The following is a 23,660-nucleotide window of genomic DNA, read 5'->3' as shown; positions in this document are numbered from 1 at the left end:
CTCACTCCTTCGTCAGTAGTTCTCGGGGGTATGTGGTGAAGGTTTCGACGCCGGTGTCTGTGACTCGGATTGCTTCGGACACCTCGTATCCATAGTCGTCCATCCACATGCCGCCGATGATGTGGAAGGTCATGTTCTCGGCCAGGACGGTCTCGTCGTCGGTGCGTAGGCTCACCGTGCGCTCGCCCCAGTCGGGGGCGTACGCAACGCCGATCGAGTAGCCGATGCGCGACGGCTTGTGGAGGCCGTGCTTGGCCAGGCTGGCGTTCCATACCTGGGCCAGCTCGGTTGCGGTGACCCCGGGGCGGACCGTTGCCAGTACCTCGTTCAGCGCTTCACCGGTGGATTCCGCCAGATATTTCAGACGCGGACTCGGCTTGCCCAGCACGATTGTCCGAGCCATCGGAACGTGGTACCGCCGGAACACGCCGGCCAGCTCGACGACGGTGGTCTCGCCGCGGACGAACCGTTGATCCGACCACGTCAGGTGCGGAGTGTCCGCACCTGCTCCGGTCGGCAGCATGGGCACGATGGCAGGGTGATCGCCGCCGAAGTCGGCAGTGCCGCGGACCTGTGCGTTCATAATGGCGGCAGCGGCATCACACTGCCGCTCCCCCACCGAAATCGCTTGGTGCGCAGCCGACATCGCGGCCTCGCACACCGTCGCCGCACCGCGCATCAACGCGATCTCGGCCGGCGACTTGACCACGCGGATCCAATTGACCAACTCGTACGAGTCGGTGAACCGGTACTCGGGTAGCGATTTGACGAGCGCTTCGAAGGCCTTGGGGCTGAAGTAGTACGAGTCCATCTCCAGTCCCACTTGACCGTGCTCGAAGTTGTTCACCAGCCCCAACTCTCGTAGCTTGGCGGCTACCCAGACGAAGGGGTGGGTGTCTCTGCGCTGAACGAACGTCTCCGGGTATCCGAAGGTGTGGTCCTGCGGCAACCACGACGTACGGAACGCACCGTTGGCATCCATCTCGCGAGCGAAGAAGTACAGCTCGCCGTCCAGCGGCACGTACAGCATTTGCGGGGTGTAGAACGAGAGTGCGTTGTAGCCCAGCAGATAGTAGAGATTCGCGGGGTCGGTGACGATCAGCGCAGTCAGGTTCTGCGACGCCATGCGCTGACGGACGGCTGCGAGCCGGTCGGCATATTCCTCGTCGGTGAACGTGATGGGCGTGCTGTTCGGTACGTCCGGGTAGCGAGCCAGGCCGGGAGCAGCCCGTCCTGGAGTCTGTGCGGGTCCGATTGCGGTGACGTAGGCATCGTCGGATGAGGCGTTCACGGGCACCCCCTTCGGGAGGTCTTTTAGTAGATTGTTGACAATCAGGCTATCCGCTGGTGCCGGCGGCGAGCAAGGGCTGCCGTGTTAAAGCTGTGTTGCGCCCGAAGGCTCTACCCGGGTGTTGCGAGTACGGATTGCTCGGCCTGTTCGTCGACCATGGCTCGCGTCAGATCGTGCACGGCGGTGTCCATGTGTTCGTGGACGCCCTTCTCGAGCGCATCCCAATCCGATCCCAGCAGCAGATCGACGATCAGCTGATGTTCCTCGACCAGGGCCTCGGGACGGTAGTAGGCAGTTTCGAGATTTGCCATGCAGATGCGTGCCTCGGCCGCCAGCGTGGCGTACATACGCGACATCCGGCTGTTTCTCGTGGCCGCTACCAGTGCAGTGTGAAAGGCAAGGTCGCGTTCGGCGAGGCCACGCCAATCCGCCCGATCGATGAACGGCTGCATCTGCATCACGATGGCCGAGAGTTCGTCAGCGGTCTTGATCAGCTGCGCACGATCTCCATGTACCAGAGTCCATGCCGCACCGACCTCGATCGCTGCGCGCGACTGGTAGATCTCGGCGACGTCGCCGCTGCTGAGCTCGACGACGAACACACCGCGGTTGCGGTAGCTGACGAGCAGTCCCTCCTGATTCAGACGCTGCAACGCCTCTCGCACGGGGCCACGTGAAATCTCCAGCTCCGCAGCGACATTCGCCTCGTTGATCTGTTCTCCGGGCGCGTAGGACCCGTCGATGATGCGATCGCGAATCTGATCCGCGATCACCATCGACGTGTTGCGTGCGTCGATCGGTGTCAGGCGTCTCGAACCGGGCATGATCAGAACCTTCCTCAGCTGCGGGGAATCGCGAAGTATTTGTACTCCAGAAACTCGTCTATTCCGACCTTCCCGCCCTCGCGGCCGAGTCCCGATTGTTTGACACCACCGAACGGAGCTGCCGGATTCGACACCAGCCCGGTGTTGAGCCCCACCATGCCCACCTCGAGGCGCTCCCCCATTCGCAGTGCCCGGTCGATGTCCTGGGTGAACACGTATCCGACCAGTCCCCACTCGGTGTCGTTGGCCAGCGCGACGACCTCGTCCTCGGTGTCGAAGGGAACGATGGCGGCCACCGGTCCGAATATTTCCTGCGACATCAGATCCGATTCGGTATCGACATCGGTCAGGACGGTCGGTGGGTAGAAGTAGCCCGGCCCGTCCGGAGCCGCACCTCCGACAATGGCGCGGGCACCGCGCGCGAGAGCATCGTCGACCAGCGCCTGTACCTTGCCGCGACCTGCGTCGTCGATCAGCGGCCCCACCTCGGTTCCGTGAGAAGCACCCGCGCCCACCCTCAGCGCGCCCATTCGGTCGGCCAGAGCATCCGAAAATCGTTGTGCCACACTGCGGTGGACGAAGAACCGGTTCGCAGCGGTACATGCCTCACCCATGTTGCGCATCTTGGCGACCATGGCCCCGTCGACGGCGCGGTCGAGGTCTGCATCGTCCATGACGACGAAGGGTGCATTCCCGCCCAGCTCCATCGACGTCCGCATCACCGTCTCCGCCGCTTGTTCGAGCAGAATCTTGCCCACTGCCGTGGATCCGGTGAAGCTGATCTTGCGGGCAGCGCCGCTGCTCATCCACGACCCCACGACACCCGACGCATCGGTGGTCGGCACGATGTTGACGACGCCCGCAGGCACCCCCGCCTCGTGGAGAATCTGCACCAGCGCAAGTGCAGTCAGCGGCGTCTGCTCGGCAGGCTTGAACACGACGGTGCAGCCTGCCGCAAGAGCAGGCCCGATCTTGCGAGTTCCCATGGCCAGCGGGAAGTTCCACGGCGTGACGAGAATGCAGGGCCCGACCGGCGCACGGGTGACCACGATGCGGTTCTTCCCGTCTCCGGTCAGGGTGTGATCACCCGAGATGCGTACCGCTTCCTCCGAGAACCAGCGAAAGAACTCCGCCCCGTACGCCACCTCGCCGCGCGCGTCGGCGAGCGGTTTACCCATCTCGGCGGTGATGATCGCAGCGAGCTCCTCCGAGCGGGCCATGATCATCTCGTATGCCGTCCGCAGTATGTCGCTTCGCACTCGTGGTGCCGTGGCCGCCCATTCCGCCGCGGAGTCGACGGCTGCAGCAAGCGCTTTCTCGGCATCGGCGATACCGCCGTCCGCAACCGTGGCGATGACCTCGCCCGTGGCCGGGTCCACGACATCGAATCGGGTGTCCGATACCGACGGCGCCCACTCACCACCGATGAAACAGTCTGTGGGAGAGGTGATGTGCGGACGCGTGAGGCTGGTGGTCGAGCTGGCGGTCATGGCCGCGGTCCTTTCGTCGAACGTGGATCGAGTATCTGTGCCAGGTGTACGGATGCATCGTCGCCCGAATCACCGGTGAGCTGGCGCACCTGCATGTGACAGCTGAATCCGTCGGTCAGCACAGGAGTGTCGGGTTCGGTGGCCCGCAACGCGGGCGCGAGAGCCTGCTCGGCGACATCCATGCTGAGCTCGTAATGCCGACTCTCGAAACCGAAATTGCCTGCTACACCACAACATCCGGTGGCCTCACGTACCGACTCGATGCCCACCGCCGCGAGGGCTCGGCGCTGCGTTGCATCGCCGAAGACGGCGTACTCGTGGCAGTGAGTCTGCACCGTGACCGCAGCGGGCATGTCGCCCGAGGGCTGCCAGCCCGCGCTTGCTTGATCTATCACCGCTCCGGCGAAGCTCTGGACGCGCGCCGCGACCCTCCTCGCCGCGTCTGTGGGGACCAGTTCGGGCATGTCCTTGCGGAACGCGGCCGCGCAGCTCGGTTCGGTCACGACGATCGGTCTGTCGGTACCGTCGTCCAGCGCCGCAACGGCTTTCGTCAGCTGCTTGCGAGCGGACTTCAGCTGACCGGTCGAAATCCACGTCAAACCGCAGCACACATCCGTTCGGCATTCGGTGGTGCGTCCGGAATCTTCGAGAACGCGTTGCGCCGCACCCGCGACCTCGGGGCGAAATCCCTGCGTGAACGTGTCGACGACGAGCACGACATCGGCGTCGCGGCCACCGTCGATTCGGACGGCATCGGCCAGTTCCCTCGACGACGCGAACCGGGGCAATGCGCGTTCGGTCGTCAGCCCACCCAGACGTGCCGCCACTGCCGACACCCGGGTTGTCAGCAGACGATTGAGCAGCGGTGCCGTTCGCTTCGTCACCGCGAGCCATCGAGGCAACCACCCGAGCGAGTAGTGCGAGAGCGGCCGCAGCCGCCTCGCGTAGTGATGGTCGAGGAACTCCGATTTGTACGTGGCCATGTCGACACCGACCGGACAGTCCGAGGAGCAGGCCTTGCACGACAGGCAGAGATCGAGCGACTCCGCAACGTCCTTCGAGGCCCACCCGTCGGCCACCGTCGGAGAACTGCGCACCATCTCCTGCAGCACCCGCGCCCGGCCTCGCGTCGAATCCTTCTCGTCACCCGTCGCACGGTAGCTCGGACACATGACGCCACCGGTGGTCGTTCTACATTTACCCACGCCCACGCAGGATTGGGTGGCATGGACGAACGGGTCCAGATCGGGTCGCGACCCTATCTGGTGCAAATCGAAGCTGGTCTTCCACTCCCGGGCCGGGATGCCCTGAAGCATCAGGTTGTTCATCAGGGGTTCGGGGTCGGTGATGGATCCTGGGTTCAGGATTCCCGCGGGGTCCCAGATGCGCTTGAACCGGGAGAAGGCGTCGAGCATGCGAGGGGAATACATGACCGGCAACAACTCCGAGCGCGCGCGGCCGTCACCGTGCTCGCCCGAAAGACTGCCGCCGTGCTTGACGACGACGCGCGCGGCAGCGCGCAGGAAGTCGTACATCACTCGTCGTCCGGCGTCGGTGCGTTGGTCGAAGGTGATCCGTACGTGCATGCAGCCGGCACCGAAGTGTCCGTACATCACTCCGGTCAAGTCGTGCTCGGCCAGTAGCGAATTCAGGTCCGCGAGATACGCCGACAAGTTTTTCGGTGCCACGGCGGCGTCTTCCCAACCGCCCCAGGACTCGACTCCACTCGCCAGGCGCGTCGCCAAACCGGCACCGTCCTCGCGCACCCGCCACAACGCTGCGCGATCGGCCGCATCGGTCACGATACGACCCTCCTTGACGCGCCCGAGCCGACCGAGCGCCTCGAGCAACCGAGATGCCTTGTCCTGCACCTCTGTCGCATCGGCCCCGTCGAGGTCGACGTACAACCAGGCATTGCCTGCAGGGAGCCCTCGTACCGAGTCCGGTCCGCGGCGATACTCCATCGTGCCGGCGATGTTGTCGTCGATTCCTTCGACGGCGGCGGGTGAGAACTCGAGAATGGTCGTCACGTCCGCCGCGGCGGCCACCACGTCGTCGTATCCGAGACACAGCAGCAGTGCGGCTGGGGGTACGGGCACGACGGCGACGGTCACCGACACGATCACCGCGCAGGCACCTTCGCTTCCGACGAGTGCGCGGGCAACGTCGAAACCGTTCTCCGGCAACAGATGCGAGAGGTGGAATCCCGATACCTGACGCGGGATGCGACCCAACTCGACCCGCAGGAGGGCCAGGTTGTCGGACACCAGCGAGCGCAGCTCGTTCGAGATACGTTCGGCTGCAGCGACAGCCGCCGAGTCCTGGGTTCGCAGCGCCTGCACACCGGTGCGCGTGACTCGGAGCAGGTATCCATCGGCGGTCACCACATCCATGGCCACCGTGTGGTCGGCGGTGCGTCCGTACCGCACGGAGTGGTTACCGCACGCGTCGTTGCCGACGGCCCCGCCCACCGTCGCGCGGGTCTTGCTGGACGGATCGGGCGCGAAGGTGAATGCACCGTCGGTCCGCGTCACCAACTGACGTTGCAACTCCGAGATGACGATTCCGGGCTCGACGACGGCAGTCCTGGACTCGGTGTCGACCGAGAGCACCCGGTTCATGTGTCGCGAGAAGTCGAGAACGATTCCGCGGCCGATTGCATTGCCCGCCATCGACGTTCCACCGCCACGCCCGATGACGACAACCCCGGCGGCGGCACACAGCGACACGACCGTAGCCACTTCGTCGGCGCTGCGCGGAAAGACGACAGCGGCCGGTGGGACTCGGTAGTTCGATGCGTCGTAGGAGTATTCGGCCAACCGTCGAGACGAATCGTCGACGTCGATGCCCAGTCTTCGCACTCGCTGTACGAGTGCGGGCACCTCGGAGCGAACAGGGGCTGCTGTCACAGCACGTTCTTCAATGTCCGCGACAACGCGTCGAGTCCGTACGTCATCTCGTCGTCGCTCACGATCAGTGCGGGAATGATGCGAACCACGTTGCCGAGCGCACCGCAGGTGAGCAACAGCAGCCCTTCGTCGATGGCACCCTGTTGCACCCGCAGAGCAGCGGCGGCGTCGGGATTGCCCGAGCTGTCTACGAATTCGAGCGCCTGCATCAATCCGAGCCCCCGAGCATCACCGATGGCCGGGTGCTGTTCCTTCAGCGCGAGAAGGCCGTCGAGGAGAACTCGGCCCTGCGCTGCCGCGTTGTCGACCAGCCCTTCCTCGCGCACGACGTCGAGGGTTGCGACTCCCGCCGCAGCAGCGACGGCATTGCCGCCGTAGGTTCCGCCTTGCGACCCCGGCCATGCCTTCCCCATCAGCTCTGCCGAGGCGGCGATCGCCGAAATCGGGAACCCGCTGGCGAGTCCCTTTGCGGTGATGAGGATGTCGGGAGTGATCGACGAGTGCTGATGGCCCCAGAACGTTCCGGTGCGTCCGACTCCGGCCTGCACCTCGTCGACGATCAGGACGATGCCGTGGGTGTCGGCGCGTTCGCGCAAGCCCTCGAGGAATGCAGGGGGCGTGGGGAGGTATCCGCCGTCGCCCAGCACGGGCTCGATGATGAACGCAGCCGTATCGGCGGGGCTGGACATCGTCATCAACAGGTAATCGAGTTCCTTCAGCGCGAAGGCGACTGCGGTGTCCATGTCCCATCCGTACCGAAATGCATACGGAAACGGTGCGATGTGCACCCCACCCATGATCGGCGAGAATCCCGATCGGAACTTGGTTCCCGCCGTGGTGAGCGATGCAGCCGCCACCGTTCGCCCGTGAAAGCCGCCGTGGAATGCAACGATGTTCGGTCGACCGGTTGCCATGCGCGCCAATCGGATCGACGCCTCGACTGCCTCGGATCCCGAGTTCGCGTAGAACACACTGTCCAACCCGGCAGGCAACACTTCTCCGAGCTTGTCCGTCAGCGCGAGCAGAGGCTGATGCATGACGGTCGTGTACTGGGCGTGGATGATCTTGCCCACCTGTTCGCGAGCTGCCTCGACCACGCGGGGATGGCAGTGACCGGTGCTGGTGACGCCGATCCCGGTCGTGAAGTCGAGGTACTTGCGCCCGTCGGTCCCGATGATCCAGCTGCCCTTTCCGTGGTCGACGACAATCGGGGTCGCCTGCTTGAGTGCGGGGCTGAGGTGGGTGCGAGTCGACGCTGTCATGGACGCCATCGTCACCCACCGATTCCGGATTGTCAACAATCTGCAATTGGAATTCAGGGCGGGACCGATCCGTTCGGTCGAGCCGAGGGCGATAGGGTTCGGTCGTGTCCGCATCGAACCCCCGCTCGAGCAGCCCGCGCATCGTCGTACTGGGCAGCATCAACATGGACCTGATCACTCGGACCCCCGCCCTGCCCGAACCGGGCGAAACCGTGTTGGGAACCTCGTTCGACACCGCTCCCGGCGGCAAAGGTGCCAACCAGGCGATCGCGGCGTCGAAGTCGGGAGCTCGCGTCAGCTTCGTCGGAGCGGTCGGGGACGACGAATTCGGGCCGACGCTGCGACACACCCTCACCAGCGCAGGCGTCGACGACCATGCTCTGCGAACCGCAGCAGGAGCGTCCGGTATCGCCGCCATCACCGTCGACGACCGAGCCGAGAACAGCATCGTTGTCGTCGCCGGAGCCAACGGCGGTGTGCACGAGCTCACCGACGACGACCTGGCCATCATCGACGATGCCGATATCCTGCTGTGTCAGTTGGAGATTCCCCTCGAGACCGTGCTCGCCGCGTTCGAGTACGCACACTCCCGCGCCGTCGTGACGATGCTCAACCCGTCCCCCGTCCAGGATCTGCCCGACGCTCTCGTTGCGGCCACCGACGTCCTGGTGGTCAACGAGGCCGAGGAAGCGCGCATCGGGAGTCGAGTGAACGACATAGAACATGTGGTCACCACGCTGGGCGCACGAGGCGCGAGATATCGCGGCTCGGAATCGTTCGAGGTACCCGCGCCGAAGGTCGAGGCGGTCGACACCACCGGAGCGGGTGACGCATTCGCCGGAGCACTCGCGGCATCCTGGTCCAGCGGACCCCGCGCTGCCATCGAATGGGCCGTCGCCGCAGGTGCTTTCGCTGCGACGGGAGCCGGCGCGAGCGCGTCCTCGGGAACGACGTCCCAGATCGAATCCCTCCGCAGTTCGGACGCGCGATGAGTGCGTACGACCCGACCGAGCTCCGCCTGCTGCGCCGCGCACGCGATCGAATGGATCGCGATTTCGCGCAACCGCTCGACGTCCCGTCACTCGCCAGAACCGCGCTGATGTCCACCGCACATTTCAGTCGCCGGTTTCGGGAGGCCTACGGCGAGACGCCGTACGCGCATCTGATGACACGACGAATCGAGCGCGCCAAAGCGCTGCTGCGACGCGGAGACGTCACGGTCACCGAGGCATGCTTCGCAGTCGGTTGTACCAGCCTCGGGTCGTTCAGCTCGAGATTCACCGAGATCGTGGGCGAGACACCGAGCGCCTACCGCGCCCGCGATCATCGTGACAGCCACGCCGTACCCACGTGCACGGCGATGGCTCTCGGACGCCCGATGCGAGGGCCCACATCCCCGACGGCGACGGTGACGGTGACGGTGACCGAGCCGAGCAGAATCGAAGAAGCATCTGCGGCCGGGGCGTCCTAGCCTTCGTTCATGACACTTTCACTGAGCCACGTTCACGTCTACACCGACGACCCCGATGCCTCGGTTGCGTTCTACCGAGACGCTCTCGGACTCGAGGTCAAGAGCGAGGTGGCCAACGACGGCTACCGATGGATCACGCTGTCCACCAGCGAACAACCGGAGATCGAGGTCGTGTTGTCGCAGCCGCATGCGGGCCGATCACAGGAACTGGGCGATCAACTCGCTGCGCTGCTGGCCAAGGGTGAGCTGCCGGGACTGCTGTTCCGCGCCGACGACCTCGACGCCGCGTTCGAGCGGATCCGCGCGGCGGGTACGGGCGAGATACTGCAGGAGCCGACAAGTCAGCCCTGGGGTGCCCGCGATGCCGCGTTTCGTGATCCGGCCGGAAACATGGTGCGCGTCAGTCAGGCCTGAAGCGTCGCGCCCGCCTCGACTACAGAGCCGAGGCGAGCGCCAGACCGCCGCCGCACGCGAGTACGGACGCCACCAGCGTGCCGATCGCATTCAGGGCGGCGTCGGCCCGACGGCCCTGCTGCAGTAACCGCACGGTGTCCACGGTCGAGGTACTGAACGTGGTGTAGCCCCCACAGAACCCGGTTCCGAGAACCGCCTGCGCATCGGTGGAGCCGGCGCGCAGCATCACCCAGCCGGCGAGCAACCCGAGCAGGAACGAGCCCGAGATGTTGATGCCGACGGTTCCCCACGGGAAGCTCGTGCGCGAGCTCAACCGTGACTTCACCTCCGCATCGACGAAGAATCGCGCGACCGACCCGAGCGCGCCGGCCAGGATCACCAGGGCCGCGATCATCGGATCACCCTGCCGGCGAACATGATTCCAGCTCCGGCCGCCACAACTCCCAGCACCACACTGACGACGGCGTATGCCGACGCCAGTCCGGTGAACCCACCCCGGACACCCTCGACCGTTTCGAGGGCGAAGGTGCTGTACGTGGTGAACGCGCCGCAGAACCCCGAACCGCCCAGCAACCGGAGCCGACGCCGCGCACCCGTATCGGGACCACTGCGCAGCAGCGACTCGAGCAGCAACCCCAGCACGAATGCACCGACGATGTTGATTCCGAACGTGGCGAGAGGCCACTGCGACGTCGTGTGCGGGAGACGTTCCTCGATCGCGTAGCGAGCAGCAGTACCTGCCGCGCCGCCGACGAATACCGTTGCCAAGACCGCGAGATTGCGGTGCGATGCCGGGTCGCTCACTGCCGGCTCTGCTCTCTGTCGTACCGATGCTGCACGATGAACAGTATGACGACAGCGACGCACGCAACCGCAGGCAACTTGCGCGAAGACGCCGAAAGGCTGCTGCGTGAGCTCGCCGGCCCCGATGCGGTGTTGCGCGAGGACCAGTGGACGGCAATAGAAGCGCTGGTCGTGCACCGTCGGCGTGCATTGGTGGTCCAGCGGACAGGATGGGGTAAGTCGGCTGTCTACTTCATCGCCGCGAAACTACTGCGCGCCCAGGGTCTGGGTCCGACGGTCATCGTCTCGCCACTGCTGGCGTTGATGCGCAACCAGGTCGCCTCTGCGCAGCGCGCCGGAGTTCGGGCGGCAACCATCAACTCGGGCAACATGACCGAGTGGGACGAGATTCATCAACAGGTGAACTCGGGTGAACTCGACGTGCTGCTGGTCAGCCCCGAGCGCCTGAACAACCCGGACTTCCGCGACCAGGTGCTGCCCTCGTTGGCCGGTGACGCCGGCCTGGTCGTGGTCGACGAGGCCCACTGTGTCTCCGATTGGGGACACGATTTTCGGCCCGACTACCGGCGGATCCGAACCCTCATCGCCGAACTGCGCGACGGCATACCCGTACTGGCGACCACGGCGACCGCGAACGACCGGGTGGTCGACGACGTCGCCGCCCAACTCGGGGTCGGCGGCGGAGACACCCTGGTCCTACGCGGCGGACTCGCACGAGACTCACTACGGATGTCGGTGGTGCGGATCGAGAACGCCACCGAGCGCGCAGCGTGGCTCGGCGATCACCTGAAGACCCTGCCGGGCTCGGGAATCATCTACACGCTGACGGTGTCGGCCGCCAAGGATCTCGCCGCGTTGCTCACCGACCAGGGCCACGTCGTGGCGTCGTACACCGGTCAGACCGACCCCACCGAACGCGAATCACTCGAAGCCGACCTACTCGCAAACCGGGTCAAGGCGCTCGTCGCGACCTCCGCACTCGGCATGGGGTTCGACAAACCCGACCTCGGCTTCGTCGTACACATGGGGGCACCGTCCTCGCCGATCTCCTACTACCAGCAGGTCGGTCGCGCCGGCCGCGCCACCGAACGCGCCGACGTCGTGCTCCTCCCCGGACACGAGGACCGGCAGATCTGGAGCTACTTCGCCTCCGTCGCATTCCCGCGAGAACATCTCGTGCGGCAGGTCATCGAGGCACTCGATACCGACAAGGCTCAGTCGACCCAAGCTCTCGAGCCCCTGGTCGAGCTCAATCGCAGCAGGCTCGAGATGGTGCTGAAGGTCCTCGACGTCGACGGTGCCGTCAGACGCGTCCGTGGCGGGTGGATGGCCACCGGGGAGCCGTGGACGTACGACGCGAGCCGCTACGAACGTCTCGAGCAAGCCAGGGACCGTGAGCAGCAGGCGATGCTCGAATACCAAAGCACCGACGGATGCCGGATGGAGTTCCTGCGTCGGCAACTCGACGATCCCGATCTCGGCGCACCCGGCACCGAGTCCGACCGTTGCGGCCGATGCGACAACTGCACGGGCGAGCATCTCTCGTCCGCGGTCGATGCCACGTCGGTCGACTCTGCGCGGGCCCGGCTCGATCGCCCCGGACTCGATCTCCAGCCCAGAAAGCAGTGGCCCAGTGGGATGAAGAAGCTGGGTGTATCGCTTTCGGGCAAGATCAGCAACCCGCACCGGCCGGGTCGCGTTCTCGGCCGCCTCACCGACCTCGGGTGGGGTGGACGCTTGCGTGCGCTGCTCGATGCACCCGACGCTCCCGTCACCGAGGCTCTGGAGAAGGCCTGCATCTCGGTGCTGGCCAACTGGGACTGGGCCGACCGGCCGACTGCCGTGTTGGCGCTCGACTCCCCCACCCACCCGCAGCTGGTGCGCTCGGTTGCCGAGCGCTTGGCAACCGTCGGGAAGCTGGAGAACCTGGGCGTGATGCAGGTCAGACCAGGGCACCCCCCGGTATCGGCAGCAAACTCGGCCTTCCGAGTTGCCGGCCTGGTGGACTCGTGGGAGGTTCCGGACGTATCGTCCGTAGAAGGGCCGATTCTGCTCGTCGATCTGCTCACCGACACCGGTTGGACGTTCACATGTGCGACCGCTGCACTGCAGGCGGCGGGCGCGGATGCGATCCTCCCCTTCGCATTGGCAACGCCCAAGTAGGGCTCCGGCACAACGTGCGGGTTTGAAAACGCGCCAGGTGGGTACCGCCAGCCGATCCTGAATTATGTGAGCACCATCACAATCGGCGGTTAACCAGGCAAAGCATGTCCGATTCGGGCGTCGATTCTCCGACGCACTCGATATGCTCCGGTCTCCTTGTTACGGTCGTATTTCCTATGAAGCCTGCATTGCTGAGAGGTACCCCGCTCACTGCGCCGGACGCAGTGAAGTTTCGTAAGCCACAGATCTCCGACGGAGTCCGGCTCTGGGAGATCGCAAGAGATTCACGGGTTCTGGATCTGAACTCCAGCTACTCGTACGTGTTGTGGTGCCGAGATTTTGCGGCCACCACTGTCGTATCCGACATCGACGGCCGCGCAGTCGGATTCGTCACCGGATATATCCGCCAGGACGCCCCTCGAACCTTGTTCGTGTGGCAGGTCGCAGTGGATGCGGACCAGCGCGGCAAGGGACTTGCCGGTCGCATGCTCATGGAGCTGCTCGACCGCCTCGAGCCACAGGGCATCACGCACCTCGAAACCACGATCAGCCCCGACAACGAGGCGTCCATCGCAACCTTCACCAGCCTCGCACGCAAGCGAGGCACCGACATCGTCAAGTCGGATTTGTTCGCGCCCAACGATTTCCCTGATAGCCACGAAGCCGAAGAGCTCTACACCGTAGGCCCGGATGCATCGCGGAATTACGAAAGGAACAAGCAGAACATGACCGAAAAGAACACAGTGACAACAGAGAAGCCCGATGTATTCGAGACCGTCGAGTCCGGCGTGCGTAGCTACAGTCGCCAGTGGCCCGCCGTGTTCACCACAGCGAAGAACTCGGTCATCACCGACGAGGACGGCAACGACTACCTCGATTTCTTCGGTGGCGCAGGCGCACTCAACTACGGCCACAACAACGACATGATCAAGAGCGCGTTGGTGGACTACATCACCAGCGATGGCATCACCCACGGACTCGACATGTCCACCGTCGCCAAGCGTGAGTTCCTCGAGTCGTTCAAGAAGAACATCCTCGACCCCCGCGGCTTGGACTACAAGGTTCAGTTCCCCGGCCCGACGGGCACCAACACCGTCGAGGCAGCGCTCAAGCTCGCTCGCAAGGTCACCGGGCGCGAGGCGATCATCAACTTCACCAACGCATTCCACGGCATGACACTCGGCGCGTTGTCGGTCACCGGCAACTCGATGAAGCGAGCTGGCGCCGGAATTCCATTGGTGCATACCACTCCGATGCCGTACGACAACTACTTCGGCGGCGTCACCGAGGACTTCCAGTGGTTCGAGCGCGTGCTCGACGACTCGGGCAGTGGATTCAACCGTCCGGCGGCAGTGATCGTCGAGACCATTCAGGGCGAGGGCGGCATCAACGTCGCACGTCCGGAGTGGTTGCGCGCGTTGGCCGAACTGTGCTCGCGACGCGAAATTCTGCTGATCGTCGACGACGTGCAGATGGGCTGCGGCCGCACCGGCCAATTCTTCTCGTTCGAGGAAGCCGGCATCACCCCGGACATCGTCACCCTGTCGAAGTCCATCGGCGGCTACGGCATGCCGCTGGCGCTGACACTGTTCAAGCCCGAGCTGGACGTCTGGGCACCGGGTGAGCACAACGGCACCTTCCGCGGCTTCAACCCGTCGTTCGTCACGGCAAAGGCAGCCATCGACCACTACTGGTCCGACGACAAGTTCGAGAAGGAAACCCTCGCCAAGGGCGAGCACATCCAGGATCGATTCATCAAGCTGTGCGCCAAGTTCGACGGCATCTCGACCCGCGGTCGCGGCATGGTCCAGGCCCTGGTGTTCGACGACGCGGAGTTGGCCGGCAAGGTGTCTCAGCTGTGCTACGACGAGCGTCTGCTCGTCGAGACCGCGGGCCCCAAGGACGAGGTCGTCAAGCTTCTTCCCCCGTTGACCACCACGATCGACGAGCTCGACCGCGGCCTGGACATCATCGAAAGTGCAGTGGCGAAGGTTCTGTCCTAGCCGCGCCCAGCACACACCGACATCGAAGGAGACATCGCATGATCGTTCGCACCACCGAAGAAATCACCGGAACCGACCGCGACATCTCGAGCGAGGACGGCAACTGGCGCAGCAAGAGAATCATTCTGGGCGGTGACAAGGTCGGCTTCTCGTTCCACGAGACCACCATCCAGCCCGGAACGGTGAACAACTTCCACTACGCGAATCACGTCGAAGCGGTGTGGCTCATCGAGGGTGAAGGAACGTTGACCGATCGCGAGACCGGACAGACGTACGAGCTCGGACCGGGGTCGATGTACCTGCTCAACGGGCATGAGCGTCACACCGTGGAGCCACGCACGAAAATGCGGATGCTGTGCGTGTTCAACCCGCCGGTCGTCGGCAACGAGACGCACGACGAAAACGGCGTGTATCCACTTGTCGAGGTTCCTGCATAACGCATCATTTCAGGACGCCGGGCCCGCATCGACGCATCGTCGGTGCGGGCCCGGCGTCGTCGATATCGATCGATGCGTGGCACGACTCTTCGCTATCCTGGACGAGGTGAATGCTCCGACCGCGCCCGCGGAAACGTATCGGCAATTGTTCTCGATTCTGGACGGAAGATCCGTTGCAGTGCTCAGCGGTGCCGGCATGTCGACCGACTCCGGAATTCCGGACTATCGGGGTCCGAAGTCACCGCCGCGCAATCCGATGACCTTTCAGCAGTTCATCGGTGATGCCGAGTTCAGAAGGCACTACTGGGCGCGTAATCACGTGGGTTGGCGGCATATGGACGCGGCAGTACCCAACGACGGCCACCGAGCCCTGACCCGTCTCGAACGCGCAGGAGTCGTCACCGGCATCATCACCCAGAACGTCGATATGCTGCACACCAAAGCCGGCAGCCGCAACGTCATCGATCTCCACGGTGTCTACGCCCGCGTGCGTTGCCTCAATTGCGAGCGGTTGGTGTCGAGGTTCGAGTTGGCCCGACGCCTCGACCGAGCCAACCCGGGCTTCGTCGAATCCGTTGCACCGGCCGAGGGCGTCGAGATCGCACCCGACGCCGATGCGATCATTTCCTCCACCGCACATTTTCGAATGGTCGATTGCGAATCCTGTTCCGGCATACTCAAACCCGACATCGTCTACTTCGGCGAGAGTGTTCCCAAACCGCGCGTGGCCGAGGCCTTCGACCTCGTCGATCGCAGCGACGCGCTGCTGGTGCTGGGGTCGTCGCTGACCGTGATGTCGGGCCTGCGGTTCGTCAGACATGCGTTCAAGACCGACACACCCGTCGTCATCGTCAATCGGGGTTCTACCCGAGGCGACGAATTCGCCTCTCTCACACTGCATACCGGCTGTTCGGAAACTGCGACAGCATTGGCCGACGCGTCGGATCAGGCGCGGACGAGATCGTCCGCGTGAACCACCGGGCGCTGTAGCTCCGCAGCCAACTCCCCCGTGGACCGTCCGAGCATTCCGGACAACTCCCCGGAGTCGTACGCGACGACCCCGCGGGCCACCAGCACACCCTCGGCATCGACGAGCGAGACGACATCTCCGCCGTGAAAAGCGCCGGATACGGCCGTGATCCCGGCAGACAACAATGACCTTCGCCGCTCGACGACCGCTCGCACGGCACCGGCATCGAGGTGTAACTCACCTGCCGCGTCGGCCGCATGTCGCACCCAGAACTTTCGCGCCGACAACCGCGTCGGGCGCGCCGCGAAGGCGGTGCCCACTGCCGAGGTCGTCAGAGCGTGAGCAGCGTCGGATGCCGCCGCCAGCAGCACGGGAACACCGGCGTCGGCCGCCAGGCGCGCAGCGGAGAGTTTGGAGGCCATACCGCCGGTACCGAGCGCTCCCCCGGAACCGGCGACGACGCCGTCCAGATCCTCCGGGCTGGTCACCTCGGGGATCAACGTGGCCGAACCCTTACGAGGATCACCGTCGTAGAGCCCGTCCACATCCGAGAGCAGGAACAGTGCATCGGCACCGACGAGGTGTGCCACCAGTGCCGCCAACCGGTCGTTGTCACCGAACCGAATCTCGGCAGTGGCCACGGTGTCGTTCTCGTTGACGATCGCTACCGCGCCGAGCGACCGTAGCCGATCCAGGGTGCGCTGGGCATTACGGTGATTGGTTCGCCGCGCTATGTCCTCGGCGGTCAGCAACACCTGCCCGACCGTGCGTCCGTACCGGTGGAACGACGAACTCCAGGCATTGACCAGAGCAAGCTGCCCTACGCTCGCCGCAGCCTGCTTCGTTGCGAGGTCACGTGGGCGCCTGGTGAGGCCGAGCGGTGCCATGCCTGCACCGATCGCGCCCGACGAGACGACGACCACGTCGGTGCCGCTACGCATCCGCGACTCGATGGCGTCGGCCAACAGGTTCAGTCGAGCCAGGTCGAGACCGGCGTCGAGGCTGGTGAGCGCCGAGGATCCGATCTTGACCACGATGCGCTTGGCATCGGCGATCGTACGACGGGTATCGGTGAGAGCCTCTGCGGGCGAATCGGATTCACGCACCGACACCTCGTCTACTCCTGTTCGGTATCGAGCCCGCGGCGAACCTGACGGGCGTGCTTGCGCTCGGAGGCCCCGATGCGCTCGACCTGGTCGAGTCGAGCATCGGTGCCGCGGCCGGTCATCGTGATCTCGACACCGGCCGGGGTCTGCGGTTCCCAATCGAACGAGACGTCGCCGATGGTGACCGACGCGCCCGGCTGAGCGCCCGCCTTGATCAATGCATCCTCGACGCCGAGCCGCGCGAGGCGGTCCGCGAGGTAGCCGACGGCCTCGTCGTTGGTGAACTGCGTCTGGCGCACCCACCGTTCCGGCCGGGTACCGCGCACGATGAAGCCGTCCGGGATGTCCGGATCCTTGACGACCTTGAAGCTGTCGTCGTTCCGTGCGACGGGCCGCAGCACCTGACGGCGCGGCTCCGGTGCCGGGTGGGCGGTGCGGTAATCCTCGACGAGCTTCGCCAGCGCGAAGGTCAGCGGCTTCAAGCCGGCCCGGGTGACCGCAGAAATGGTGAAGACCGGCCAACCCCGCGACTCGAACTCCGCGGTGACCATCTCGGCCAGCTCGGCACCCTCGGGGATGTCGGCCTTGTTCAGTACGACGATGCGGGGTCGATCGGCGAGGTCGCCGAGACTGGCATCGCCGGACAGAGCGGGCTTGTAGGCCGCCAACTCTGCTTCGAGGGCATCGACGTCGGAGATCGGGTCGCGGCCCGGATCCAGTGTCGCGCAATCGACTACGTGTGCGAGCACAGCGCAGCGCTCGAGGTGACGCAAGAAGTCCAGTCCGAGACCGCGGCCCTGACTCGCACCGGGGATCAGTCCGGGGACGTCGGCGACGGTGAAGGTGGTGTCTCCACTGGAGACGACACCGAGGTTGGGCACCAATGTGGTGAACGGGTAATCGGCGATCTTCGGCTTCGCTGCGGACAACACCGAAACCAGCGAGGACTTACCGGCCGACGGGAATCCGACGAGGCCGACATCGGCCACGGACTTGAGTTCGAGGACGAGTTCGCGTTCGATGCCCTCTTCGCCGAGCAGAGCGAAACCGGGCGCTCGACGAGCCTTGGACGCCAGTGCAGCGTTGCCGAGCCCGCCGCGCCCGCCGGGAGCGGCGTCGAAACGCGTTCCCTCGCCGATCATGTCGGCGAGGACGTTGCCCTTCTTGTCGAGCACGACGGTGCCGTCGGGGACCTTGAGAATCAGGTCCTCACCGTTGGCACCCTCACGGTTTCCGCCCATGCCCTGAGTTCCGTTGCCGGCCTTGGCATGACTGGAGAAGTGGAAGTCGAGCAACGTGTGGACGTTGCTGTCGACGACGAAGATCACTCCGCCACCCTGACCGCCGTTGCCGCCGTCCGGGCCGCCGAGAGGCTTGAACTTCTCGCGGTGAACCGAAGAGCAGCCGTTGCCACCTTTGCCGGCGCTGACGTGCAGCACCACGCGGTCGATGAATCGTGACATAGCTGTCTTCGATCCTTTCTGGAAGAAAAACGGGGTGAAAAAAGCGATAGGGGCGGACCGGTCTCGTGACCCTGGTCCGCCCCTATCGGGAGCTGTGAACGTGCGCGGTGGACGTCCGACCCGGGCAGTTGCCTGCCGTGCCGGTCATCGTGAGCGCGAGCTGCAGAAGGACTAGGCCTCTACAGTGACCGGAACGATGTTCACGGTCTTGCGTCCGCGCTTGGCACCGAATTCGACTGCGCCGGGAGCGAGTGCGAACAAGGTGTCGTCGCCGCCACGGCCGACGTTGACGCCGGGGTGGAAGTGCGTGCCGCGCTGACGGACCAGGATCTCGCCTGCGCCTACGGTCTGGCCGCCGAAGCGCTTGACGCCGAGGCGCTGTGCGTTCGAGTCGCGACCGTTACGGGAGCTTGATGCACCCTTCTTATGTGCCATGTTGCATACCCTCCTCGGGGTGAATCAGCTGAAAAGAACTCGGGTCCGGTGAGACCTGGTTACTTGATGCCGGTGACCTTGAGGACAGTCAGCTTCTGCCTGTGTCCCTGACGCTTGTGGTATCCGGTCTTGTTCTTGAACTTGTGGATGCGGATCTTCGGGCCCTTGGTGTGCTCGACGATCTCACTGGCGACCGAGATCTTTGCCAGCTTGTCTGCATCTGTGGTCAGGTCGGATCCGTCTACGACGAGGACCGGAGCAAGCGAGACAGCAGTGCCGGGCGCTCCCTCGATCTTCTCGACCTTGACGAGGTCACCAACAGCGACCTTGTACTGCTTTCCGCCGGTCTTGACGATCGCGTACGTTGCCATCGGAGGGCTACCCCTTGCTTCTTCGAACTTGCTCGCGTTGCGCATGGCACCGCGACTGGTCTGGTTGAACGTGTTTGCTTGCTCCCATTCGGCCGATCCGGACCCAACTGCATCCGAACCACTCGAGAACTGTTTCCGCTTGTAGGACCACTAGGCACAACAAGACTGTGTCACCGGGAGCGACTTATCAAGGTTACGGCAGAGAGACGGCCAGGGTCAAACCGCCTCGACCCCTACACATCGATGTCCACCGGCGGGCCTGCCGGACGCGCCGCTGCCCGTCTCCGACGCGGACGTGCGGTCGGCACGTCCACCTGCTCGACGGGCTGCTCGGCCGCCGCTGTCAGCGGTGCTGCATCGGCCACCGTGTGACCGCCCGCCGAACCTGCGTCGGCAACATCGTCGGCGTCTGCCGTGGCCGAAACCACCATCAGCACACCGGCATCCGGCGCAGCACTGGTCGGCGCGGCGGCCTTCCGCGCCACCCGTCGACCCCGTCGCGGGGTGGCCACCACCGGCTCCGGCCGGACGGGGGTGTCGTCGGACGACTGCGTCGCCCCGGTATCCGCGGAACCGTCGTCACCGGCGGATTCTGCAGCCGGCACCGGCTCGTGAGCCTGCGCGCTGTCCACGGTTGCCTGCGCGACGTCCGCGTCCTCGTTCGCCGCTGCCGCGACAGCCACGTCCTCCGCCGAGACCACGGTGACCGACTCGTCCTTGTCACCGGCGGAGCCGGACGGTGCCTGCGAGACCTCCGCGGGGCTGACATCGGCCACCACGTCGTCGTGATGCGCTGCCATCGCCAGAGCCACGGGGTGTGCGCGCTTGATCGACGGGTCGACCACCGGGTGGTCGATCCCGTCCGTCGTGCCCGACTGTCCGTTCGGCGTCGACCGCTCGGTGTTGTCGGACCGATCGTTTCCGTCGGACTTGGCGTCCTTGCCGCGCCGACGCCTGCTGCCGTTGCCCGAACCGTTCGAGTCCGAACGTGACGAGCTCGGGCGTCCACCGTCGGAGTCCGGCTTGGCGTCGATCGGGAACGGATGCACGATGATTCCGCGACCCAGGCAGTGCTCGCACGTGGTGGAGAAGGCCTCGACCAATCCCGTGCCGAGCTTCTTGCGCGTCATCTGCACCAGACCGAGCGAGGTCACCTCCGACACCTGATGACGGGTCCGGTCACGGCCCAACGCCTCGGTCAGGCGGCGGAGCACCAGATCGCGGTTCGATTCCAGCACCATGTCGATGAAGTCGACGACGATCATGCCGCCGATGTCGCGCAGACGCATCTGGCGGACGACTTCCTCGGCCGCCTCGATGTTGTTGCGGGTGACTGTCTCTTCCAGGTTGCCGCCGGAGCCGGTGAACTTTCCGGTGTTGACGTCGACGACCGTCATCGCCTCGGTGCGATCGATCACCAGCGTGCCGCCCGAGGGCAACCACACCTTGCGATCGAGAGCCTTGGCCAGCTGTTCGTCGATGCGGTGAGCTGCGAACACGTCCACGGAGCTGCCGTTGGCCTCGTATCGCTGCAGGCGCTCCATCATGTCCGGAGCCACGGTCTCCACGTAGTTCGACGTGGTCGTCCATGCCTTGTCACCCTCGATGACGAGCTTCGAGAAGTCCTCGTTGAAGAGGTCGCGAATGACCTTCACCAGCATGTCGGGCTCTTCGTACAGCGTCTGCGGCTGCACGCCCTTGCCTGTTTCGGCGTTCGCGGACCGCTCTTCGATGCTGGCCCACTGGGCCTGCAGCCGCGTCACGTCGCGCGCGAGTTCTTCCTCGCTGACGCCCTCGGCCGCGGTCCTGATGATGACGCCGGCCTCGGGGGGAACGATGTCGCGCAGAATTTCCTTGAGTCGCTTGCGCTCGGTGTCGGGCAGCTTGCGGCTGATGCCGGTGGAACTGCCACCGGGAACGTAGACGAGGAAGCGTCCGGCCAACGACAGCTGAGTCGTCAAGCGAGCGCCCTTGTGGCCCACCGGATCCTTGCTGACCTGCACCAGAACCTGATCGCCCGGCTTGAGGGCCTGCTCGATCTTGCGCGCGCTTCCGCCGAGACCGGCAGCGTCCCAGTTGACCTCGCCTGCGTACAGCACGCCGTTACGGCCACGGCCGATGTCGATGAACGCTGCTTCCATACTGGGCAGGACGTTCTGCACGCGGCCGAGATAGACGTTGCCGACCATCGAGGCGGTGGCGCTACTGGTCACGAAGTGCTCCACCAGAACGCCGTCTTCGAGCACGGCGACCTGCGTGGTCAACGGATGGTCCGGGGTGGCCTTCTCGCGAACGACCATCACGCGGTCCACCGACTCACGACGAGCGAGGAATTCCGATTCGGTCAGAATCGGCGGACGACGTCGCCCGGCATCGCGGCCGTCACGGCGACGCTGCCGCTTGGCCTCGAGCCGAGTCGAACCGGAGATGCCCTGAACCTCGTCGCGCGGTGCGCGGCTCTTGTTGCGCGGCTCGCGTTCGTGCACGACGGTGTTGGGCGGGTCGTCCTCGGACGACGCAGCTGCTTCTGCAGCGGCCTCGGCTCCGGTCTTGCGACGGCGGCGACGCCGACGACGACGGCTGGAGCCGTCTCCGTCCGAATCGCCGTTGTCGGAATCACCGTTGTCGGAGTCGCCGAAGTTGTCCTGAGCGCCGGACTCGGACTCGTCGTCACTGTCCTCGCCCTGGTTGTCCGACCCGTCGGCGGTGGCGTCGGTAGTGGCGTTCTGCCGATCGGACCCGCGGCCGCGTGACCGCGAGCGACGCGAACGCCGTCCCGAGTTCGAGGGCTGGTCGTCGCCGGAGGTCTCGTCGGTATCGGAATCGTCGGACTCGTCCGCTCCGGTGGACTCGCCGTCTGCCGGAGAGGTGGACGTGCCGCTGTCCGTCTCGGAGTCGGTGTCGTCCGAATCCTCGTCGGTCGAGTTGTCGTCGGACGACTGCTCTCCGCGTCCACGCCCACGACCGCGGCGACCGCGGCGACGGCGACGGGGCTGAGACTGGTCGTCGTCGTCTCCCGAGCCGTCCGCAGCCGAGGAAGCCCCGGAATCGTCGGGCGACGCATCCGATGCACCCGACTCGGGAGCATCGGACACAGCGGTGTCCTGCGCGGCGGTGTCGGCGGCGACCGTCGAGACGTTCTCGGCGACGGGCGACTCGCCGGTCGCGGGCTCGTCCGTGGCCTCCCCGTCCGTGGCCTTGTTGTCGGACGCAGCGTTGTTATCGGACGTTGCCTCGTCCTTGGGTGCGGCCTTGCGGCTACGTCGACGCCGTGAGGGGGCCTCGGTCGGCGCATCCGCCGATTCTGCTGCGGGCTCTGCCGCTGCCGGCTGCAGGAACACCGGCGTCGCGAAGGTCGTGGCCGTGGGTTGAGCCGCCTCGGGCTCGGCCGTGGGCGCGCTGGTGAACAGCGTTGCCTCGGCAGCAGGGACCTCGACCGAGGGAGCCGTCTCGGCCGGCACCTCGACCGATGCGGGCTCGGGCTGCGCGCCGGCCGACGCATCCGGTGCCGACGACTCCGCTGCGGCGGCGTCGGGGGCGGTGGGCCCGTTGACGGAATCGCGCACCGATTCGGCAACGTCTCGGCTCAGACTCGACTGCGCGCTGCGGGCTTCGATGCCGAGCTCACCGAGAGTGACGAGCAACTGCTTGCTGGTCACGCCCAGAATTTTCGCCAGGGCATGCACACGCAGCCTGGTCGGCAATTCGATGGTGTCGGGTTGCACGGAAGCCGCGTCGGACTTCGCGGACGACACCGCGTCGGTGTCCTCCGGACTTCCTGCGTTCGTGCTCTGTACATCTTCGGGCGGGCTTTGATCGGCCACGTAGTCTCCTCGGGCCCCCGGGCGCGTTCATCCGAAATCGGGTGTGACGCGGCCACGCGAGGGCAATCCTTGTGTACTCACGTCGGGTTGGACGTCAGCTGTTCGGTCTCGCTCTCCACAAATCGTTTGAGCCACCTCGTGAATCTCGGTGGCCGACGACGGCGTGTGCAGTGCCTGGCTGGATGGTGGTGTCTCGGCGATCCGAGCGCCTGATCATCAAGCATGAACGCGAACGAGCCTGTCTCTCGTTCGCGACTCTGCGATGACGGGCAGCGGGTCGACGACAGTCATCCGATCGATCCCACGAGCACTTTTTCTCTAGCGAACTTCGGTGGAGCGTGAACAGAGGTGGAGCGTGTGAACGTACATGTGCTGTGGGGTCGATCTCCGTCGAGTATCCCACACGCGACGATCCGTACGAGC

Annotated in this window: 19 protein-coding genes and 1 pseudogene; 8 read left to right on the top strand and 12 right to left on the bottom strand. The window is 65.2% G+C overall.

What is annotated here, in order from left to right:
* Position 1: 1 nt before the first annotated feature.
* The 5 genes from QM588_RS05550 to QM588_RS05530 form a co-directional block, all read right to left on the bottom strand.
* Positions 2 to 1,180, bottom strand: a complete 1,179-nt coding sequence (locus QM588_RS05550; RefSeq protein WP_283312356.1) for a M24 family metallopeptidase — start codon at positions 1,178 to 1,180, stop codon at positions 2 to 4.
* A gap of 221 nt (positions 1,181 to 1,401) precedes the next feature.
* Positions 1,402 to 2,115, bottom strand: coding sequence for a GntR family transcriptional regulator (locus QM588_RS05545; RefSeq protein ID WP_027497540.1), 714 nt, complete (start codon positions 2,113 to 2,115; stop codon positions 1,402 to 1,404).
* Positions 2,116 to 2,129: 14 nt separating this feature from the next.
* Complete coding sequence (locus tag QM588_RS05540) at positions 2,130 to 3,605, bottom strand: NAD-dependent succinate-semialdehyde dehydrogenase (protein ID WP_283312082.1); 1,476 nt, start codon at positions 3,603 to 3,605, stop codon at positions 2,130 to 2,132.
* A complete protein-coding gene (locus tag QM588_RS05535; RefSeq protein ID WP_442972870.1) occupies positions 3,602 to 6,514 on the bottom strand; it encodes an FAD-binding and (Fe-S)-binding domain-containing protein in 2,913 nt (970 codons plus the stop codon). Before QM588_RS05535 ends, QM588_RS05540 begins: the two co-directional genes overlap by 4 nt.
* Positions 6,511 to 7,776, bottom strand: coding sequence for an aspartate aminotransferase family protein (locus QM588_RS05530; RefSeq protein WP_032406846.1), 1,266 nt, complete (start codon positions 7,774 to 7,776; stop codon positions 6,511 to 6,513). The genes QM588_RS05535 and QM588_RS05530 overlap by 4 nt, the downstream gene beginning before the upstream one ends.
* A 164-nt stretch (positions 7,777 to 7,940) precedes the next feature.
* On the opposite strand from QM588_RS05530, the gene QM588_RS05525 reads away from it, so the two are divergent.
* The 3 genes from QM588_RS05525 to QM588_RS05515 are packed head-to-tail and all read left to right on the top strand — an operon-like array spanning position 7,941 to position 9,661.
* Positions 7,941 to 8,768, top strand: coding sequence for a ribokinase (locus QM588_RS05525; RefSeq protein ID WP_442972876.1), 828 nt, complete (start codon positions 7,941 to 7,943; stop codon positions 8,766 to 8,768).
* Positions 8,765 to 9,247: a helix-turn-helix transcriptional regulator gene (locus QM588_RS05520; RefSeq protein WP_283312080.1), complete on the top strand. Its 483-nt coding sequence runs from the start codon at positions 8,765 to 8,767 to the stop codon at positions 9,245 to 9,247. The genes QM588_RS05525 and QM588_RS05520 overlap by 4 nt, the downstream gene beginning before the upstream one ends.
* Positions 9,248 to 9,256: 9 nt before the next feature.
* Positions 9,257 to 9,661 carry a VOC family protein gene (locus QM588_RS05515; protein ID WP_135042213.1) on the top strand — a complete coding sequence of 135 codons (405 nt, stop codon included), beginning with the start codon at positions 9,257 to 9,259 and terminating at the stop codon, positions 9,659 to 9,661.
* A gap of 19 nt (positions 9,662 to 9,680) precedes the next feature.
* Here QM588_RS05515 and crcB read toward each other — a convergent pair whose 3' ends face one another.
* Both crcB and QM588_RS05505 read right to left on the bottom strand, forming a co-directional pair.
* Entirely contained in the window at positions 9,681 to 10,055 is a 375-nt protein-coding gene (gene crcB / locus QM588_RS05510) for a fluoride efflux transporter CrcB (protein WP_283312079.1), read from the bottom strand.
* Positions 10,052 to 10,465, bottom strand: coding sequence for a CrcB family protein (locus QM588_RS05505; protein WP_283312078.1), 414 nt, complete (start codon positions 10,463 to 10,465; stop codon positions 10,052 to 10,054). Before QM588_RS05505 ends, crcB begins: the two co-directional genes overlap by 4 nt.
* Before the next feature lie 45 nt (positions 10,466 to 10,510).
* Here QM588_RS05505 and QM588_RS05500 point away from each other — a divergent pair, with 45 nt between their 5' ends.
* The 5 genes and pseudogenes from QM588_RS05500 (at position 10,511) to QM588_RS05480 (ending at position 16,041) form a co-directional block, all read left to right on the top strand.
* Positions 10,511 to 12,628: a RecQ family ATP-dependent DNA helicase gene (locus QM588_RS05500; protein ID WP_283312077.1), complete on the top strand. Its 2,118-nt coding sequence runs from the start codon at positions 10,511 to 10,513 to the stop codon at positions 12,626 to 12,628.
* A 104-nt stretch (positions 12,629 to 12,732) separates the two neighbouring features.
* A pseudogene (gene ectA, locus QM588_RS05495) lies at positions 12,733 to 13,305 on the top strand (diaminobutyrate acetyltransferase); the annotation flags it as partial.
* Between the two features lie 48 nt (positions 13,306 to 13,353).
* Positions 13,354 to 14,631, top strand: a complete 1,278-nt coding sequence (gene ectB, locus QM588_RS05490) for a diaminobutyrate--2-oxoglutarate transaminase (RefSeq protein ID WP_283312353.1) — start codon at positions 13,354 to 13,356, stop codon at positions 14,629 to 14,631.
* A 38-nt stretch (positions 14,632 to 14,669) separates the two neighbouring features.
* Positions 14,670 to 15,068 (top strand): ectoine synthase, encoded by a 399-nt coding sequence (locus QM588_RS05485; protein ID WP_032368195.1) that lies wholly within the window; start codon positions 14,670 to 14,672, stop codon positions 15,066 to 15,068.
* 106 nt (positions 15,069 to 15,174) lie between these two features.
* Positions 15,175 to 16,041: a Sir2 family NAD-dependent protein deacetylase gene (locus QM588_RS05480; RefSeq protein ID WP_442972875.1), complete on the top strand. Its 867-nt coding sequence runs from the start codon at positions 15,175 to 15,177 to the stop codon at positions 16,039 to 16,041.
* Here the strand turns inward: QM588_RS05480 and proB are convergent.
* The 5 genes from proB to QM588_RS05455 all read right to left on the bottom strand — a co-directional run bounded on the left by proB (position 16,014) and on the right by QM588_RS05455 (position 23,237).
* The gene (gene proB, locus QM588_RS05475) at positions 16,014 to 17,093 is read right to left on the bottom strand and encodes a glutamate 5-kinase (RefSeq protein WP_442972874.1); all 1,080 of its coding nucleotides are present in this window, start codon (positions 17,091 to 17,093) and stop codon (positions 16,014 to 16,016) included. The two genes, QM588_RS05480 and proB, sit on opposite strands and share 28 nt — an antisense overlap.
* A 62-nt stretch (positions 17,094 to 17,155) precedes the next feature.
* Entirely contained in the window at positions 17,156 to 18,607 is a 1,452-nt protein-coding gene (gene obgE / locus QM588_RS05470) for a GTPase ObgE (RefSeq protein WP_032368196.1), read from the bottom strand.
* Between the two features lie 171 nt (positions 18,608 to 18,778).
* Entirely contained in the window at positions 18,779 to 19,042 is a 264-nt protein-coding gene (gene rpmA / locus QM588_RS05465) for a 50S ribosomal protein L27 (RefSeq protein ID WP_027497554.1), read from the bottom strand.
* Between the two features lie 59 nt (positions 19,043 to 19,101).
* Positions 19,102 to 19,413: a 50S ribosomal protein L21 gene (gene rplU, locus QM588_RS05460; RefSeq protein ID WP_027497555.1), complete on the bottom strand. Its 312-nt coding sequence runs from the start codon at positions 19,411 to 19,413 to the stop codon at positions 19,102 to 19,104.
* 233 nt (positions 19,414 to 19,646) lie between these two features.
* Positions 19,647 to 23,237, bottom strand: a complete 3,591-nt coding sequence (locus QM588_RS05455; protein WP_283312075.1) for a translation initiation factor IF-2 N-terminal domain-containing protein — start codon at positions 23,235 to 23,237, stop codon at positions 19,647 to 19,649.
* Between the last annotated feature and the right edge of the window lie 423 nt (positions 23,238 to 23,660).

This window comes from Rhodococcus sp. IEGM 1354, from assembly GCF_030056855.1.
In the GTDB taxonomy this organism is placed as follows: domain Bacteria; phylum Actinomycetota; class Actinomycetes; order Mycobacteriales; family Mycobacteriaceae; genus Rhodococcoides.
The sequence above is the reverse complement of the archived record's forward strand: the minus strand, read 5'-3'. Positions and strand labels throughout refer to the sequence as shown.